The organism is Niveispirillum lacus, from assembly GCF_002251795.1.
Classification (GTDB): Bacteria; Pseudomonadota; Alphaproteobacteria; order Azospirillales; family Azospirillaceae; genus Niveispirillum; species Niveispirillum lacus.
Genome location: NZ_NOXU01000026.1, coordinates 162,896 through 178,532 on the forward strand (window position 1 = coordinate 162,896; position 15,637 = coordinate 178,532).

At 62.8% G+C, this 15,637-nt stretch carries 17 protein-coding genes and 2 tRNA genes; 3 read left to right on the forward strand and 16 right to left on the reverse strand.

What is annotated here, in order from left to right:
- Nucleotides 1-45 precede the first annotated feature (45 nt).
- The 5 genes from CHU95_RS08695 to metX all read right to left on the reverse strand — a co-directional run bounded on the left by CHU95_RS08695 (nt 46) and on the right by metX (nt 3,246).
- Nucleotides 46-519 (reverse strand): MaoC family dehydratase, encoded by a 474-nt coding sequence (locus tag CHU95_RS08695; RefSeq protein ID WP_207762428.1) that lies wholly within the window; start codon nt 517-519, stop codon nt 46-48.
- Between the two features lie 74 nt (nt 520-593).
- A complete protein-coding gene (locus CHU95_RS08700; RefSeq protein ID WP_094455735.1) occupies nt 594-893 on the reverse strand; it encodes a LapA family protein in 300 nt (99 codons plus the stop codon).
- Nucleotides 894-1,022: 129 nt separating this feature from the next.
- On the reverse strand, nt 1,023-1,175 hold the full coding sequence (locus tag CHU95_RS22400; RefSeq protein ID WP_165772095.1) for a hypothetical protein: 153 nt from the start codon (nt 1,173-1,175) through the stop codon (nt 1,023-1,025).
- Between the two features lie 215 nt (nt 1,176-1,390).
- The gene (gene metW, locus CHU95_RS08705) at nt 1,391-2,026 is read right to left on the reverse strand and encodes a methionine biosynthesis protein MetW (protein WP_094455737.1); all 636 of its coding nucleotides are present in this window, start codon (nt 2,024-2,026) and stop codon (nt 1,391-1,393) included.
- A gap of 5 nt (nt 2,027-2,031) precedes the next feature.
- On the reverse strand, nt 2,032-3,246 hold the full coding sequence (gene metX / locus CHU95_RS08710) for a homoserine O-acetyltransferase MetX (RefSeq protein WP_094455739.1): 1,215 nt from the start codon (nt 3,244-3,246) through the stop codon (nt 2,032-2,034).
- 176 nt (nt 3,247-3,422) lie between these two features.
- Between metX and CHU95_RS08715 the strand changes: the two genes are divergently transcribed.
- Nucleotides 3,423-4,289 (forward strand): chorismate mutase, encoded by an 867-nt coding sequence (locus CHU95_RS08715; RefSeq protein WP_094455741.1) that lies wholly within the window; start codon nt 3,423-3,425, stop codon nt 4,287-4,289.
- A gap of 58 nt (nt 4,290-4,347) precedes the next feature.
- On the opposite strand, the gene CHU95_RS08720 is transcribed toward CHU95_RS08715, so the two are convergent.
- A complete protein-coding gene (locus CHU95_RS08720) occupies nt 4,348-5,133 on the reverse strand; it encodes a dioxygenase family protein (protein WP_165772096.1) in 786 nt (261 codons plus the stop codon).
- A 155-nt stretch (nt 5,134-5,288) separates the two neighbouring features.
- Nucleotides 5,289-5,364 (reverse strand) — tRNA-Ile (locus CHU95_RS08725).
- Between the two features lie 256 nt (nt 5,365-5,620).
- Between CHU95_RS08725 and CHU95_RS08730 the strand changes: the two genes are divergently transcribed.
- Nucleotides 5,621-7,594 carry a sensor histidine kinase gene (locus tag CHU95_RS08730; protein ID WP_133065481.1) on the forward strand — a complete coding sequence of 658 codons (1,974 nt, stop codon included), beginning with the start codon at nt 5,621-5,623 and terminating at the stop codon, nt 7,592-7,594.
- A gap of 23 nt (nt 7,595-7,617) precedes the next feature.
- Here CHU95_RS08730 and CHU95_RS08735 read toward each other — a convergent pair whose 3' ends face one another.
- From CHU95_RS08735 to CHU95_RS08770, 8 genes are all read right to left on the reverse strand, one after another.
- Nucleotides 7,618-8,034 carry an HRDC domain-containing protein gene (locus CHU95_RS08735; protein WP_094455747.1) on the reverse strand — a complete coding sequence of 139 codons (417 nt, stop codon included), beginning with the start codon at nt 8,032-8,034 and terminating at the stop codon, nt 7,618-7,620.
- 191 nt (nt 8,035-8,225) lie between these two features.
- Nucleotides 8,226-8,417 carry a helix-turn-helix transcriptional regulator gene (locus CHU95_RS08740; protein WP_094455749.1) on the reverse strand — a complete coding sequence of 64 codons (192 nt, stop codon included), beginning with the start codon at nt 8,415-8,417 and terminating at the stop codon, nt 8,226-8,228.
- A gap of 13 nt (nt 8,418-8,430) precedes the next feature.
- Entirely contained in the window at nt 8,431-8,802 is a 372-nt protein-coding gene (locus CHU95_RS08745; protein WP_133065482.1) for a hypothetical protein, read from the reverse strand.
- 97 nt (nt 8,803-8,899) lie between these two features.
- Nucleotides 8,900-11,278 (reverse strand): penicillin acylase family protein, encoded by a 2,379-nt coding sequence (locus CHU95_RS08750; protein ID WP_165772097.1) that lies wholly within the window; start codon nt 11,276-11,278, stop codon nt 8,900-8,902.
- A gap of 131 nt (nt 11,279-11,409) precedes the next feature.
- Nucleotides 11,410-11,485, reverse strand: a tRNA-Ala gene (locus CHU95_RS08755).
- A gap of 116 nt (nt 11,486-11,601) precedes the next feature.
- Entirely contained in the window at nt 11,602-11,937 is a 336-nt protein-coding gene (locus tag CHU95_RS08760) for a cupin domain-containing protein (protein WP_094455755.1), read from the reverse strand.
- Between the two features lie 147 nt (nt 11,938-12,084).
- Nucleotides 12,085-12,849: a bactofilin family protein gene (locus tag CHU95_RS08765; RefSeq protein ID WP_245838065.1), complete on the reverse strand. Its 765-nt coding sequence runs from the start codon at nt 12,847-12,849 to the stop codon at nt 12,085-12,087.
- 44 nt (nt 12,850-12,893) lie between these two features.
- Nucleotides 12,894-13,571: an EI24 domain-containing protein gene (locus CHU95_RS08770; RefSeq protein WP_094455759.1), complete on the reverse strand. Its 678-nt coding sequence runs from the start codon at nt 13,569-13,571 to the stop codon at nt 12,894-12,896.
- A 219-nt stretch (nt 13,572-13,790) separates the two neighbouring features.
- Here CHU95_RS08770 and CHU95_RS08775 point away from each other — a divergent pair, with 219 nt between their 5' ends.
- Complete coding sequence (locus CHU95_RS08775) at nt 13,791-14,777, forward strand: adenosine kinase (RefSeq protein WP_245838066.1); 987 nt, start codon at nt 13,791-13,793, stop codon at nt 14,775-14,777.
- Between the two features lie 30 nt (nt 14,778-14,807).
- On the opposite strand, the gene CHU95_RS08780 is transcribed toward CHU95_RS08775, so the two are convergent.
- The gene (locus CHU95_RS08780; protein ID WP_094455761.1) at nt 14,808-15,578 is read right to left on the reverse strand and encodes an ABC transporter ATP-binding protein; all 771 of its coding nucleotides are present in this window, start codon (nt 15,576-15,578) and stop codon (nt 14,808-14,810) included.
- Between the last annotated feature and the right edge of the window lie 59 nt (nt 15,579-15,637).

A 15,637-nucleotide genomic window follows, 5' to 3' on the forward strand; every position in this document is an offset into this window, starting at 1 on the left:
CGGCCGAGATGTCAAACCCTACTTCCATGTGTGAGGGGGCAGGGTTCAGGCGGTGATCATCATAACCAGCCATTCTGCGGCGAGGGCAGGTTTAACCTCCCCCTCGGCCTCCACCGTTACGCCATAACGCATCAAGTACTGACCTTTGCCCCTGGTCTCCACCGCCAACAGGGTTAGGATGCCCCGGATGCGGTTGCCGCTGCGGACCGGTGTGATGAAACGCAGTTTGTCGAATCCGTAGTTGAAGATCATGGCGACGTTGTCGAGGGGCGGTACCATCTCCATGCCCATGGCGCCCAGCAGCGACAGGGTCAGGAACCCGTGGGCCACGGTGCCCCCCAATGGGGTGGCAGCAGCGCGGACAGGATCGACATGGATAAACTGATGGTCGCCTGTCAGATCGGCAAACCGGTCGATCATGCCCTGATCCACGATCAGCCAGTCCGACCGTCCTAATTCAGCCCCGATCCGCGCCTGATATTCCGGCAGCGTCATTGCCGGTTGTCTTGGGCCAGCCATGATGAATTCCTTCCCACATTCAAACGCTTGTTTCAGCGCATTGTGGGTGGCTGCTGTGCCGATGGCAACAGGGATTAGGTTGAGGAAGGTGGCGTAATTGCTGTACGGGCCGCATCCAACTCTTTTTGCAACCGGTCGGCGCGGGCCTGATGCTGACGGGCATTGCGGCGATGGGTATGCTGGCCCATCCACACCGTCAGACCGCCGGCAAAGAACCCGACGACCAGTGTAACCAATACCAGCGCAAATGCCGGTGCCTCCACGGTACCGACCAAGGGCCACAGGGCCAGTTGCACCGGCGTCAGGTTTGATACAGCAAAACTGATGGCCAGCGCCGTCAGCGGCAGGGTGATGATCCAGGACAGGTAACGCACGGGCCGACCCCTTTGGCAGCGTCAAACAGAAAAACGGCCCCAGGCAATGCCGGGGGCCGTATAGGTTAGCAGAAAACTTCCGGAACAGGGCAACCCGGGCGTGGCGGCACGGAGATACCGCCCTACCCGTTACATCATCGCCGCCCCAACCAGTAGGGCCAGCGACAATCCCATCAGGGCCGTGGAAATATATTCCAGCCGCTCCAGGCGTTGACGCGCGCGGCGCAGATTAAGGGCCAAATCACCAAAGGATTCAGCATGAGCGCGTCGGGGTTGGAGCATGATATCGGCCTCCTATGCTTTGTGGCACCGCTGTTTCAGCAAACAGTGCCCAGGTCGAAGGGGCCGGCCCGGCAACAAGGGGGCGGGGAATGCGCTGGGGGGCTGTATATCACCCACTTGCCGCCGAACCGTCATAAAAGACTGCACCCAAAGGCGGTAGGGGACAAGGGTAAAAGTACGTTTATAACCTTCTGTATGGTCTACGCGAAATTTCCTTAGCTGCGTTGCAGCAAAAAGACGGATTGCACGCCAAGCCAATTGGCGCGGAAACTGTCGGCAGGGGCGGTCACGGGACGGTCATCGGCGCCCAGTATCAGGCTGCGTTCAATGGCGATCCCCATATCCTGACACAAGGCCACCATGTCGGCGATGGTGCAAAAGTGGATGTTGGGCGTTTCGTACCATTCATGGCCCAACCGGTCGGTCACCGGCATGCGGCCGCGCAAGAGCAGGTCAGTCCGCACCCGCCAGTAGCCGAAATTCGGCACTGACACGATGGCATGCCGTCCAATCCGGACCAGATGGTCCAGTACGGTGCGTGGGTTGCGTGTGGCCTGCAGGGTTTGTGACAGGACCACGTAATCGAACCCGCCGCTGGGATAATCCTTCAGGTCGGTGTCGGCATCGCCCTGGATCACGGCCAGTCCCCGCGCAACCGACGCACGCACCCCGTCCATGGACAGTTCAATCCCCCGTCCGTCCACTTGTTTGCGGTGGATCAGCGCGTGCAGCAATTCCCCGTCACCACAGCCGACATCGAGTACACGCGCACCAGGTTCGACCCAGTCCACGATGCTTTCAAGGTCACTGCGGATGGCGCCCACGGGGGGGAGCAGGGATGTCACAGCCATTTTTGTCACCCCACTTTGGCGGCAAGGCCACGCCGCGCGGCGTGGCCTTCGATGAACCCCCGCGCCACCTGATAGAATTCAGGCACGTCCAGCAGGAAGGCGTCATGGCCCTTGTCTGTCTCGACTTCGACAAAGCTGACATTGGCCGCGACGGCGTTCAGGGCGTGGATCAGGGCCCGACTTTCGCTGGTGGGGAACAGCCAGTCGCTGGAAAAACTGATAACGCAGAACTTGACCGGCGTACCGATCAGGCGCCCGTCTGGCCCCGGAACACGGAACGCATTGGCGAGAACCCCGCCATGGTCAGCCGCTAAATCGAAATAATCCATCGCGCGGGTGATGTAGAGATAGGAATTGGCATCGAACCGCTCGACGAAGCTGATCCCCTGATAGCGCAGATAACTCTCCACCTGGAAATCCGCATCAAAACCAAAGGTGATGGATTTGCGGTCCTGAAGGTTACGGCCGAACTTCCGGTGCAATGCCGGTTCAGACAGGTAGGTGATATGGGCGGCCATCCGGGCCACCGACAGGCCCTTGGTCGGGCGCGTGCCCTGGTTCAGATAGTCGCCCAGGCGCCATTCGGGATCGGCCATGATCGCCTGGCGTCCGACCTCATGAAAGGCGATGTTCTGGGCGCTGTGACGGGCGGCGGTGGCGATGGGCAGACAACAATAGACCTTTTCCGGGTAGCTAACCGCCCATTGCAGGACCTGCATCCCGCCCATGGACCCGCCAATCACGCAGAAAAGCTGGTCAATACCCAGATGATCAATCAGCATTTTCTGGGCCCGCACCATGTCGGCGATGGTGATCACGGGGAAATTCAGCGCCCAGGGTGTTCCCGTCGCGGCGTCGGTTTCCTTGGGCCCCTCGCTGCCCATGCAGCCGCCGATGACGTTGGAGCAGATAACGAAAAAGCGGTCAGTATCAACCGGCCGGCCTGGCCCCACCATCAGGTCCCACCAACCAGGCTTTCCGGTCACCGGATGCTGTTCGGCCACATACTGATCACCCGTCAGCGCATGGCAGACCAGCACTGCATTCGACCGGTCGGTATTCAGGGTTCCATAGGTGCGGTACGCCAGCCGGAAGCCGGAAAGGCTGCCCCCGCTATCCAGCACCAATGGCTCGGCCGTCCCCAGGCGGATGGTGCCGGCGGGGCCGGAAATGGCGCGGTCGCTGGGGTCCTGGCTTGGCGTGTCGTAGGCCACGGTCATGGTGGTTGGCTGTCCCGTCCGGTCATGCGACCCGGTGTGGCGGGCCCTTCAAGGGCCGTGCCGGGCTGGGGGACAACAGCTATGAACGGGGGCGTCGGGTGTCAATGTTTTCTTTGATTTCGAGTGTGCATCCCGCCTAATACTATCCGCCCCAAAGGACCCGAGCCTGGCCCTGCATGCCCACCAAACCCACCTTGGATGATCTGCGCCGTCAGATCGACACGATCGATGCGGAAATCCACACGCTGCTGATGCGCCGCGCGCAGGTGGTGGAGGAAGTGGCCAAGGTCAAGCCGCCAGGCCGCCCCTACATCCGCCCCGGCCGCGAGGCGGAGATTGTGCGTAATCTGGTGGCGCGCCATACCGGCAGCTTCCCGGTGAACGCCGTTGTCCGCATCTGGCGCGAAATGATCGCCGCTTTGACCCGTATCCAGGGGCCGCTGGGCGTTGCCGTTGTCTGTCCAAATGAGGCGCAGAGCCCGCTCTGGGACAATGCCCGCGACCATTTCGGTTCCACCACGCCGACCTTTGCTGTGAATACACCGATGGCGGCGCTTCGCGCCGTGTCTGATGGCACGGCCACGGTCGCGGTCGTGCCCTGGCCGGAAGAGGATGACAACGACCCTTGGTGGCGTTTCATCCTGTCACCCGATCCCAAGACGCCCAGAATCATTGCACGACTGCCCTTCCTGCGCGTGGAAGGACAGTCGGTCGGCCGTGAAGGTGGAGACGCTTTGGTCCTGGCCGCCGTACCGATGGAAGCCACGGGCGATGACCGTACTCTGCTGGCGGTGGAAGTCACCCAGGATGTCAGCCGTGGTCGGCTGAAGGATGTACTGGAAGCAGCCGGTTTCGCTACTTTGCAGTTGCGTACCCATCACCTGCCGGGTGGTGGCGGTGCCGTGCATCTGGTGGAGGTGGAAGGTTTTGTCCCTCCGGACGACTCACGGCTAAGCTCTGCCCTGCAACGCCTGGGTGACAATGCCAGCAGCGTGCTGCCCATCGGCGCCTACGCTACGCCGGTCGTGCTGGCCAGGGGCTGAGTTTCACACCCTATGGCACGGCCCAGTCTGCTCGTGCCCGTCCGATCCAGTTTGCCGATCAGTCAAACGCAAATGCATCCATGGCCAGGATGGCGCGGTCGGTGCTGCTGTGCAGCAATCGAGCGGGCGTGTTTGGTGTACCGGCACCGAGCGCAGTGTAAAGCGGCCAGAGATGTTCTGGCGTCGGGTGATTGCGTTTGGCCTCCGGTGCCAGTCGCTCCCAGGCCAGAAGGTCTGCGTGGCGGCCTTCAGTGAGTGCCTGGCGCATCCAGTCGGCAAAGCGTGTCACCCAAACAGGGGGCACCGCTGCCGGGTCCTGGCCCCGGAATTCCATCAGATTGTGGCTGAAACTGCCTGACCCCATCACCAGCACCCCTTCGTCGCGCAACGGGCGCAGGGCCGCGCCCACGGCCGCATGATGGGCGGCGTCGCGGTGTGGCTGTACCGACAATTGGGTGATGGGGATGTCGGCTGCCGGCCAGGCCAGCGTCAGCGGTGTCCAGGCGCCATGGTCCAGGCCGCGTGTCCTGCTAAAGGTCACTTCCAGCCCCGCCTGGGCCAGCAGGGCCCCAGCCTGGCGCGCCAGGGTAGGTGCGCCGGGAGCCGGGTACTGCATGGCGAACAGGGCCGGGGGGAAGCCCCTGAAATCGTGGATGGTCTGCGGACGCTCCGCCAATGACAGGGCGGGGTCCGGCGTCTCCCAATGGGCGGAGATGGCCAGGATGGCCTTGGGCCGTTCCACAAGAGTGGCAAGGTCCTTGAGGAAGCGATGTGCCGGGGCCTCCGGCTCCAGCGCCAGAAGCGGCGAGCCGTGGGAGATGAAAAGGGCAGGCAAGGGGGCCATGGCGGCAGCCGATCCGTGGTGACGTGGTGAACCGGTGCAGCAGATAGGCATGGGCGGGTGCAATAGGAAGCCCGGTCCTGATAGCGGGGCCGGCCTATCCGGAAAATGCGAAAGGCCAGCGTTACCGCCGGCCTTTTCACAACAACGAGAAGGGATGGTGGGCGCGGGTGGAATCGAACCACCGACCTCTCGCTTATCAGGCGAGTGCTCTAACCCCTGAGCTACGCGCCCCTCTCGTGGAGCGCGGTGATAGAGAGGTGCGGGCCGAGTGTCAAGCGCTTTCGTTTGAAAAAATCTACGCTCTGCGGCGGGGTTCGCTGGAGCACAAGGCGTCAGGCTGAAAGCGCCGGGGCATCCGGGGTGTCGCGTTGCCCGGTTCGACACTTGATGATAACACTGTCGCCACGATGGGGCTTAAGGGCGCAAGTCCCTTGTGGGGCAAGCGTTTTTGGCGGCCCCAGCGTCATTCTGGACAAAGGCGGGGCACGTGGCATTGAAGCGGTGGCGGATGGTCTTGGCAGAGGCGGCGCATGCGGACCGCGTGCTGGTCCTTGCGCTTCTGGCCGGCGTTGCCCTGGGGTGTGTGCTGCTCTGGTCGCATGCCAGTGAACGGATCCGCGCGTTTGAAACGGCGATGGCAGGATCGGTGCGGGCACGATCCGGCGCGCTGGACATGCAGATGCGGGTGGCCATCGGTCACCTGGAAGCACTGCGCCAGCGTGCGGAGTTTTTCTATGCGGAGTTTCCGTCCCCAGAGGATGTGCCGAACAGCAGCCTGCTCACAGCGTTTCTGGCCAGCAACCTGCAGGCCGACCCTCAACAAGCCTACTCGCTGGACCGCCTGCCACCGCCTTATCTGGTGGACCAGATCGGCAATGTCGTGGCCCTGCCGCTAAATACGATCGTTCAAGACCCCGCACTTTCCCGACCTGATCCGGCGGGTTGGCGACAGGAAGCGGCCATGGCGGTGCAGTTGTTGCCGCTGATGGCCGTAACCCAAAAGGTACTGCCGGAGGCGCGGGGTTTGGTCTATGCCTCTTTGTCGGGCATGCTGGTTGTCCATCCTTGGGTCGAAAGCAGCCAGGCCCACCTTCTGCCCCAGGTTGGATCACTACCAGCCTTTGTGAACGCAGCCCCCGCCGCAAACCCTGAGGCCAAGCCCATCTGGACCTTGAGCGGGCCGTCAGGCAGTCTGCCGGACAGCGCGGTGCTGGCGCTGCCTCTCACATTACAGGGCCGTTATGCCGGGGCACTGGCAGTTGATATGCCCATAGCCGGCCTCCGGGAAGTGCTGGGCGCTGTCACGCGTGTCGACTCCGTCTTGCTGCTGGTGGATGAGAAAGGAGCGGTCATCACCGGAAGCAGCCGCAATCCCGACCAACCTGTGCCAGATGATGTGTCGGCGCTGTTCAAGGACGGCAAGTTTGTGGACGGTACCGTCAGCCATGGCATTTTTGACAATCATGTCGTCGTAGTGCCGCTGAAGCATGCACCCTGGCGTGTAGTGTACATCGCCCCCGCAGGGGCGTCCTTGTTGCCGATCCTGACCGACATGCTGATTTCCGTCGGGGGTTTTCTGGCCGCATTGCTGGTGGTGGTGTTCGTGGCGCGACGGTTGATGCTGCGCGCCCTGGCGGTCCGCGATATGGCAGCGGCAGCAGAACGTGAGGCGCGTGATGCGGCTGAACGGGCGTTGAGTGACCTGCGTGCCGCCCATGATGAACTGGATTTTCTGAACCGGGAGAAGACGCGTTTCTTCTCCCTGATCTCCCATGACCTGCGCGGTCCCTTCAATTCCATGATGGGTATGACCCAGGAACTGGCCGATCATGCGCCAAAGATGAAGCCCGAGGATGTGGCTGACTTTGCCCGGTCCGTTCATGAAATGGCGCGCAAAGTGTTTGAATTGCTGGAAAATCTGCTGCAATGGTCGCGGGTGCAAATGTCCGGAACACCGTTTGCCCCCACCATCTTCCCCATGCGTGAGGTGGTGGGGGATGCCATCCGCGATGTGGCTTCGGCCGCGCAGGGCAAGGAGATCACCATTTTGGACGCAGCCGGCGACCGCTGGGTTCTGGCGGATCGCACCATGATCCTGGCTGTGCTTCGTAATCTGCTGATGAATGCAGTGAAGTTCAGCCATCAGGGGGGGGTGGTTCACGTCACCAGCCGCGCCTTGGGTGACCGGTTAGAGGTGGCGGTCACCGACAAGGGGGTGGGCATGGAACCCGCGCAACTTGACTTGGCGCTGCGCGGTGGACCAAAGGCCAGCCGGCCCGGCACACAGGGGGAAACGGGAACCGGCCTTGGGCTGACTCTGGTGCGTGACCTGGTTCTACGTCATGGCGGCGAGTTGAAGCTGGAAAGCACGCCAGGGCGCGGCACCATCGCCAGCTTCACGGTCCCCTTATCGCACGACCCCGCGGAAACGCGGCGCCTGCTGTCACGCGCGGCGGATTGACCGCCCCCGAACCCGTACCAAGATCAGCCGGTCAGTTCCTCCATGGTTTGGCGGACAACCGAGACGATGGCAGCGCCATGCTTGTGCGTGCTTTCGCCCAGACTGGAGGCAATGACCGAGAGTTCGATTTCCGTTGTCGGGGCAAACCGTGCCACCTCTGCCAACAATGTGTTGCTCAGCACTTCGTCGCGACTGATCCCTTGCAACCGGGCGACATCACCGCGCCATGTGTTCAGAGCGCCTTGGATGGCGGACTCGATCTGCGCCTGTTCTTCGCGGCGCCGCAGGTCCCGATAATGGACCAGGACCCGCCAGCCACCCTCGGCAAAGGCGGTGTCGATCCGTTCCACTTCGACGGTGCGCAGAAAATTGGCGACGCGCTGCTCATCTTCCTCGGCGGCGGCGTCCCGGATGGAGAAGGTGCGAAGCTCAAGATTCATGCTGGTCATCCGCCGCTATTGACCCTGTAACCGCCCCGACATCCGGTCAGAGGCCCATGAACGCCACTATAACCCGGCGCGGCGCGACAGACATCTTTCTTCCGTATGGGTTTTTCCGGCTTGACCGGTTGGAAACCGGATGTTCATGCAAAGCCAGCAGCCGGCGGAGACCGATCCGCCGGCTGCTGGTTTCACTCATCCTGGAAGATTGCCTCGATCGGCTGTACGAACAGGCGGGCGATGGTAAAGGCCAGCGGCAGGCTGGGGTCATACCGACCATTCTCCAGCGCGTTCACCGTCTGACGGGAGACCGACAGCTTGTCGGCCAGATCGCCCTGCGACCAGCCCCGTTCGGCGCGCAGTTCCTTCAATCGGTTTTTCATAGGATCGCCTCCGTCAGCGGTAGTGGAACCGCGAGACCAGACCGCCGATCACCCACAGGGCCGACATCACCGGCCACACGTAAAACATTGAGAGTTTCGGCAGGCCGGCGATTTCCAGGAAGCCGTAACTCAGCGAAAGCAGAGCTGTGCCTGCAAATGAAAAAGCCAGCACTTCCAACTGGGTCTTGCGCTGAAATTCGTCCAGGCGGCGGATCTGGCGCAGGATGACCCAGGCGATCATGAAAATCGGCACCATGGGCAACAGCAAGAGCGGGACCTTCATCTCCTCCCCGACCCAGCCGTTACGCAGAGCGAAAAAGATCAGTGGCAGGATAGCGCCATAGAAAAGCAGGCCGGCCCCCAGTTCCATCGCATAACGACGCATGATCATGTCCTCCTTCATATGTAAAGCGTGCTTTCCATATGAAGGAGGATGACGGGTGTGTCAAGTGTACTTTACATGGAAAGTGTACTTTCCATCCTTATTCTGGTTCCAGGGTCAAGGTCCAGCGGGTGGGGCCGGGCAGGAAGGGGGTTGGCTTGCCATCCGCCCAGTCCTGGTGACCCTGCAGATAATAAGGCGACAGCGGATGGCCGCTCTGGCTACCGGGCATGTGGAAATAGGCTTCGGCCTCATGGCCCGGTGCGACGGCGAATCGCTGGCTGGCGCCAAAACCCGGTCCTTGGACGCGCGGCATCATGCTGTCGCCCGGCAAGCCCTGTTCGGGGGGATCGGTCAGCCAGCCCACCGGTGGCAGAATACGCGCCAGGGGATGGCGTATCTCCGCGACATTGCGCGCGCCCCAGGTGAAGGATTGTATGCCACCGGCTTTATCCACCTGGTCTGCCACTTCCGTCAGCGCCGCACTGACCAGCGCATCCCAATCCTTGTATCCAGGTGGCACCAGCGCTGGCGGGCGTTCGGTCATCAGGCGGCGCAGCGGTCCTTCCTGTTGGGCGGCACTGCGGTTGCGTGGCATCGGTCCGTCCAGGCCCAGATAGCCGCTGTACAGTTTTTGCGCCAGGGCTGTGCGGAAGGCCCGGACAAGGCGATAGCCGACACTGTCGGTGGCGGCGCGCGCGCCCCAGTCACGAACGGGTTGGGCCAGGGCTGCCAGCCGTGCATCTGCCGGGCGCGCCATCAGGGCGGCCAGCATCTGTTCCTGCCAGAAACCCAGTACCAGGGCACGGTCATCTAACTGGATAGCCAGCATTTCGGCCGGCCCAAACCGGTCACGGGAGAACAGCCCATCACGGATCTGCGCTTGGCGCCCGCCCATATCATAGCCGCCATCGCCCAGTTTGGCATAGGCGTCACCCCCGACGATACGGGCATTGGCGGTCCATATGCGGTGATGGTCGGGGTTGCGGATCACTGGGATCTGATCGGGCGGCAGCATGCCGTTCCAGCCCCGTGTACCGTCGGCCCAACTGCTGGGGATGCTGCCATCATGGCCGAACCGTGCCGGCACTGCTCCGATGATGGTCCAGGCCACATTCCCGGCAGTGTCGCCCACCACCAGATTTTGCTGCGGCTGACGGGCCCGATGCGCGATGGCGATTGCCGCATCGACGCTTTCCGCCCGTTCCAGGCCGAGAAGACCGGTCAGATTTATCGCGTCTGGTTCATGCCCCGTCCAGCGTACAGCCAGCTTGCTCCCGTCGGCCCGGGTTTCGACCACCGGTCCCCAGATGCTTTCCTCTACTACCATGTCCTGGCAGGCCACCCAGGCGGGGCAGAGCCGTTCCCGCACACGTGTCAGTTCTTTAGGCCCCTCAGGTGTATGATAACGACCGGGCGTCCCCTCCGCTGGCTCCAGCACAATGACATCGGCGGTATCGATGTAGGAATTAGTGTAGCCCCAGGCTACTTTACCATTGCTGCCGGCGACCAGGGCTGGTGTGCCCGGCAGTGTGACGCCGGTGGCATCCATGGCGTCAGGCCCGCCACGGACCAGCAGACGCGCACGATACCAGGTCCCGGGTACGCTGATCCCCAGATGCATGTCGTCGGCTACCAGGGCCGCTCCGTTTGCCGTCAGGGCACCGCCCACAGCCCAGGCGTTGCTGCCGATGGTCGGGCCGGGATCGGCGTTGATCATCGCAGTCTTGTTTCCCAGCGCGGGCAAGGCAGAAGGTAAGGCCGGTTCAGGCAGGGGCAGGCCGTCGATGGGCGCATCCAGGCTTGTTGCACGCGGATACAGGAAATCCGTCATTTCAGGCCCAAGCCGGGCCAAAGTCTGACCCCGAATCCGGTCGGTCAGGGCGTCTTCGTCCTGCAGATCCAGATACATGGCATAGGCAGCCAGAATTGTATCCTGGGTTGTCCAGGGTTGGGGGGTGGCCAGCAACAGCGCATACTCAAACGGGCGCCCATTGATCGCGGCCAGGCCTTGGTTCACGCCATCGGCGTAGGCCTCCAGCATGGATTTCTGGTCCGCGGGCAGGCCGGCAATTACCTGTTCCGCTCGGTGGCGCAACCGGTGAAGGCGCCGTGACCGGTCAATCTCCAATACCGGGCCGACCGGACCCAGCAGGCCAGACAGTTCCCCTGCCGCCGACCGGCGGATCAAGTCCATCTGGAAATAGCGCTCCTGCGCATGCAGAAAGCCGAGAGCGCGGGCCAGATCAAGACGCGAATCGCCTGTGAGCGTCGGAATGCCCTGGGCGTCACGCGACACGGCGACAGGGGCGGTCAGGCCGTTCAAGGCGAGTGATCCGTCCAGCGCGGGCTTTGACACAAACAGATTGACCGTGAAGGCACCGGCCGCGACCAGGACCAGTCCCGCCACCCCCGCCGCCCCATATCTCAACGCCCGGCCCCAGCCGAAGCCCTGCCGCCGTCCATGTCGCCTGCGCACCAACTGACCCCCCATCCGTCCGAATTCGGCGGCACAGTTTCCCTTTTGGGAAGGGGAGCGGCAAGCAGGATTGGCAGCAAACAGGCCGGAAAACACAAAAGGCCCCGCTGTTGCCAGCGGAGCCTTCGTTTTGGTGGAGCCAAGCGGGATCGAACCGCTGACCTCTACAATGCCATTGTAGCGCTCTCCCAGCTGAGCTATGGCCCCGAAACTGTGGCGCGATGTCTGGGTGACCATCGCGGTGGGCGGCTTTATGGACAAAAGCGGCGACGGATGCAAGCCCCTTGATCAGCCCCCCAGGCAAGGCAGGCATGTGACCGGCTTTACCCCTCCCCACCAACCGGGCCCCAGAAAAGGGCCCAGCAGGTAAAATCAGCACTGAAGACCGTGAAATGATGCTCCACCCCCGCCTCCACGAAGATCAGGTCGCCAGGGCCGAAATCTACCACCCTGCCAGCTTTCTCGAAACGGCCGGTACCGGTCAGCACCACGTAAAGCTCGTCTTGTTGATGCGGCCCTTGTTCGTCCCGGTCGTTTGGGGCGTATAGGCCTGCCTTCATGCTGCCGTGGCGGATCACATAGTGGAAGCGCTGTATGCCTGCGCGGTCGCCGATGGCCGCCAAGGCGGCGGCGGGTGGGAACAGGAAGGGCTGGGTCATGGCGGCGGCCTCCCCTGGCGGTGGTGATCTTGCCACAGCCAACACCGGCCCCAGCCTGGCGCCAAGGGGTTCGATTGTCTCCGCTACATGAAAAACCCCGCCGGTGGTGCCGACGGGGTTCTGCGGGTCGGGTGCCGATGGCGGGGATCAACCGGCCGCGGTTTCCGCCGTTGCGTCTGCTGTCGTGTCGACCACCGGCACCGGGGCCGGCTCCGCTGCGGCCGGGCTGGCGACAGGCGTGCCGCCCAACACCTGGATGGTGCCAGACAATTGTCCGCCATTTTCGACTTCCAGGGTGCCGTAGCGGATATTGCCATTGATGCGGCCTGTGGTGCGGACCTTCAGCGTACCGCGCACGGTGATGTCGCCCTCAAACCGCCCTCCGATATCCGCCTCGTCGATCTCGACCGATCCCTTGAACAGGCCGGTATCGGTAATCTCCACGACATGGCCGTCGCGCAGCTTGGCCTCTACGGTGCCCTCGACGACCAGGACGTCACAGGCGGCAATCTCACCCGACAGGCTGATATCACGGCCCACGATCAGCTTGCGCATCTCGGCGGTCGCTGGGCTGTTGCCCTCTGTGCCGGTAGGGGCCACGCGCTTGGGCGGACTGTTGGGGATGTCGACGACGCGACGCGGAATCTCCGTCTTCAGCGACGGGGCAGCAGAAGAAAGAGGGCCGCCGGGCGGGGCAGAGAAGGGCGTATTCATCGTCGTCCTCGGGCTGGTTTCGGAACCGGTATCGGTGCTGGGTGCAGCATTGGAAGGGAGGGATGGCGCGACCGCCGACTCCACCGGGGCGAACCCGGCAGTGCTGCCACCGGCATCAACCGTCGGTGCCGATGGCACCGGTGGTTCTGGCGGGGTGGGCGTGGCCGGGGCCACGGGCGGTCTCTGGCGTCGGAACATGTCGTCTTGCCCCCAATATCGCATCGAAAAAAGGTGGGGTGGGCTCAGGCCGCAGCGGCCGGAAGTTCGCGCCGCATCCCTTCTACGAGATGCGCCATGAACGCCGCCGCCAGCACGGGCACCAGCAGATTGACGAGTGGCAGCGACGAAAGAAAGGCGATAATGATGCCCGCCGCAAAAAGTCCCATCCGCCGCTCATTGCGCAGGAATTTCACCCCCATCGGGGTAAGCCGGCGGATGGCCACCAATTCGAAATATTCACGTCCGATCAGATATCCGTTCACCACGATCCACACGAACAGATTGACCACGGGCACGAAATAGAAGGGCAGGGCCAGCAGATTGGCCAGCACGATCAGGCCCAGAAACTTCAATCCCTCCAGCGCGGAGCGCCACACAGGGACAGGGCGCGGCGCCGGCAGATGCGGGTAATGGCGGCGTTCCACGGCATCGACAATGCCATCCAGCAAGGTGGAGGAAACGGCGACCATGACGGCGGGAAACATCAGCCAGGCCAAAGCCAGTCCCGCCACCCCACCCAGTAGGTCGATGCCCGTCTCCACCCAGGGGATGCTGAACAGGGAAGTGTGGGCCAGCAGCCAGCCGAACCCGAACAGCAGGGCCACAAAAAGCCCAATAGTGCCCAGTGCTGACAGGATCAGTACACGGGTAAAGGCGGGGTCGGGCAACTGCCCCACGGCGCGCGACAATTCCCGGATCATGCCTTGCTCCCCCTTTCGCCCGCCCCTTCAAACGCCGGGCGGGCACATCCGCACCCTTGGCTTCACGCCGCATGTGCGGCGCGGCGGCTGTCACCGCCGTACCAACAAACCCGCGACCCATGCGCAGGCCTAACCCATATGGGGATGCATGGGCACTTGCCGCAAGACGCGGTCTGCCTATACTCCGCGCCAATTCTGATCGTTTTGTGGAGGCCATTCGTGGCGGCTTTGTATGATGTGGTGGGTCTGGGTAACGCGATCGTCGACGTGATTGCCAAGGCCGACGAGGACTTTCTGACCGCCAATGGCCTGGTGAAGAACGCCATGCGCCTGATCAGCGCCGAAGAGGCCGACGCGCTGTATGCCAAGATGGGTCCGGGTCTGGAAATGTCGGGCGGGTCAGCCGGCAACACCATGGCAGCCCTGGCGTCGCTGGGCGGCAAGGGCGTGTTCGTGGGCAAGGTTGCCCATGATCAACTGGGTAAGGTCTATCGCCATGATATCCGCGCGGCCGGCGTGGTGTTCGATACGCCTGACCTGACCGACGGCAAGCCTACGGGTTCCTGCCTGATTCTGGTAACCCCGGACGGTCACCGCACCATGAATACTTTCCTGGGTGCCTGTCTGGACCTGACGCCCGATGATATCGATCCGGTTGTGATCAAGTCGTCCAAGGTCACTTATATGGAAGGGTATCTGTGGGACCCGCCGGCTGCCAAGCAGGCCTTCCTGAAGGCAGCGGCCCTGGCCCATGAGGCCGGTCAGAAAGTGGCCCTGTCTCTGTCCGACCCGTTCTGCGTGAACCGTCACCTGGACAGCTTCCGCGACCTGGTAAAGAACCATGTCGATATTCTGTTCGCCAATGAGAGCGAGATTGTTGCCCTGTTCGGTGGGGATTTCGACAGCGCCGCCGCCGAGGCGCGCCAGCATGTCGAAGTGGCCGTCCTGACGCGGGGCGAGCACGGGGCAACCGTTCTGGTGGGTGGGGAGACCTTCTCGGTTCCGGCCGAGAAAGTCTCCAAGGTGGTGGACACCACCGGTGCCGGCGACCTGTTCGCAGCAGGTTTTCTCTATGGCTATACACAGGGACGCAGCCCATCTGACTGCGCCCGCCTGGGTGCCATCTGCGCCGGGGAGATCATCACCCATTACGGCGCCCGGTCGGAAGTCAATCTGGCCGAGCTGGTGAAGTCCAAAGGTCTGTAACAGGGCCCATTGTGGGGTGAACCGTTCGGTTCATCCCACGATTTCTGTTTGGTGTCTGTCGCGCGCGATATCCAGGAAAACCTCCTCCAGATTGTCCCGGCCATAGCGGGACAGGAGGTCGGCCGGGGTTCCCCGGTCCACGATGCGGCCGCCTTTCATCATCAGCACCCCGTCGCACATCCGCTCTACCTCCGCCATATTGTGGCTGGCCAGCAGGATTGTGGCGCCAGTGCGGGCCCGGTAATTTTCCAAGAACCCCCGCACCCAGTCGGCGGTATCGGGATCAAGGCTGGCGGTCGGCTCGTCCAGAAGCAGCAGTTCCGGTTCGTTCAGCAGTGCTTTGGCCAAGGCTACGCGTGTCTTTTGGCCCGCCGACAGGTTTCCCGACGGGCGCGTGAGGATCCCGGTCAGATCCAGTTCCTCGGCAAGCCGTCCGATACGGTGGTTCAGATGGGTGAGCCCGTAAAGGTGACCATAAACCGTCAGATTCTCCCGCACTGTCAGCCGATGGGGTAAATCGACATAAGGGCTGGAGAAATTCATGCGTGGCAGCACACGATAGCGCTCTGTCAGCATGTCATAACCCAATACCTTTACCGTCCCAGCGGTGGGCAACAGCAGCCCCAGCAGGATGGAAATGGTGGTGGTCTTGCCGGCCCCGTTGCCGCCCAGCAGCGCTACCGTCTGTCCCGCCGGCACCGTGAAGCTGATCGCGTCCAGCGCTGTATGCGCGTCGAACCGTTTGGTCAGCGTCTCGACAAGAATGGCGGGGGGGAGCAGCTTGCTAGCGTCTAGGGGCATTGGAGCGGCTTGCGGTCTTTCCTTGCTTGGGGAACTACTTGTCATAGGCTCCCCACGGG

Excerpts from the sequence above, each read along its gene's own strand:
- CHU95_RS08695 (WP_207762428.1), bottom strand. The coding sequence starts at position 519 with ATGGCTGGCCCAAGACAACCGGCAATGACGCTGCCGGAATATCAGGCG.
- CHU95_RS22400 (WP_165772095.1), bottom strand. The coding sequence starts at position 1,175 with ATGCTCCAACCCCGACGCGCTCATGCTGAATCCTTTGGTGATTTGGCC.
- metW (WP_094455737.1), bottom strand. The coding sequence starts at position 2,026 with ATGGCTGTGACATCCCTGCTCCCCCCCGTGGGCGCCATCCGCAGTGAC.
- metX (WP_094455739.1), bottom strand. The coding sequence starts at position 3,246 with ATGACCGTGGCCTACGACACGCCAAGCCAGGACCCCAGCGACCGCGCC.
- CHU95_RS08715 (WP_094455741.1), top strand. The coding sequence starts at position 3,423 with ATGCCCACCAAACCCACCTTGGATGATCTGCGCCGTCAGATCGACACG.
- CHU95_RS08720 (WP_165772096.1), bottom strand. The coding sequence starts at position 5,133 with ATGGCCCCCTTGCCTGCCCTTTTCATCTCCCACGGCTCGCCGCTTCTG.
- CHU95_RS08735 (WP_094455747.1), bottom strand. The coding sequence starts at position 8,034 with ATGAATCTTGAGCTTCGCACCTTCTCCATCCGGGACGCCGCCGCCGAG.
- CHU95_RS08740 (WP_094455749.1), bottom strand. The coding sequence starts at position 8,417 with ATGAAAAACCGATTGAAGGAACTGCGCGCCGAACGGGGCTGGTCGCAG.
- CHU95_RS08745 (WP_133065482.1), bottom strand. The coding sequence starts at position 8,802 with ATGCGTCGTTATGCGATGGAACTGGGGGCCGGCCTGCTTTTCTATGGC.
- CHU95_RS08760 (WP_094455755.1), bottom strand. The coding sequence starts at position 11,937 with ATGACCCAGCCCTTCCTGTTCCCACCCGCCGCCGCCTTGGCGGCCATC.
- CHU95_RS08765 (WP_245838065.1), bottom strand. The coding sequence starts at position 12,849 with ATGTTCCGACGCCAGAGACCGCCCGTGGCCCCGGCCACGCCCACCCCG.
- CHU95_RS08770 (WP_094455759.1), bottom strand. The coding sequence starts at position 13,571 with ATGATCCGGGAATTGTCGCGCGCCGTGGGGCAGTTGCCCGACCCCGCC.
- CHU95_RS08780 (WP_094455761.1), bottom strand. The coding sequence starts at position 15,578 with ATGCCCCTAGACGCTAGCAAGCTGCTCCCCCCCGCCATTCTTGTCGAG.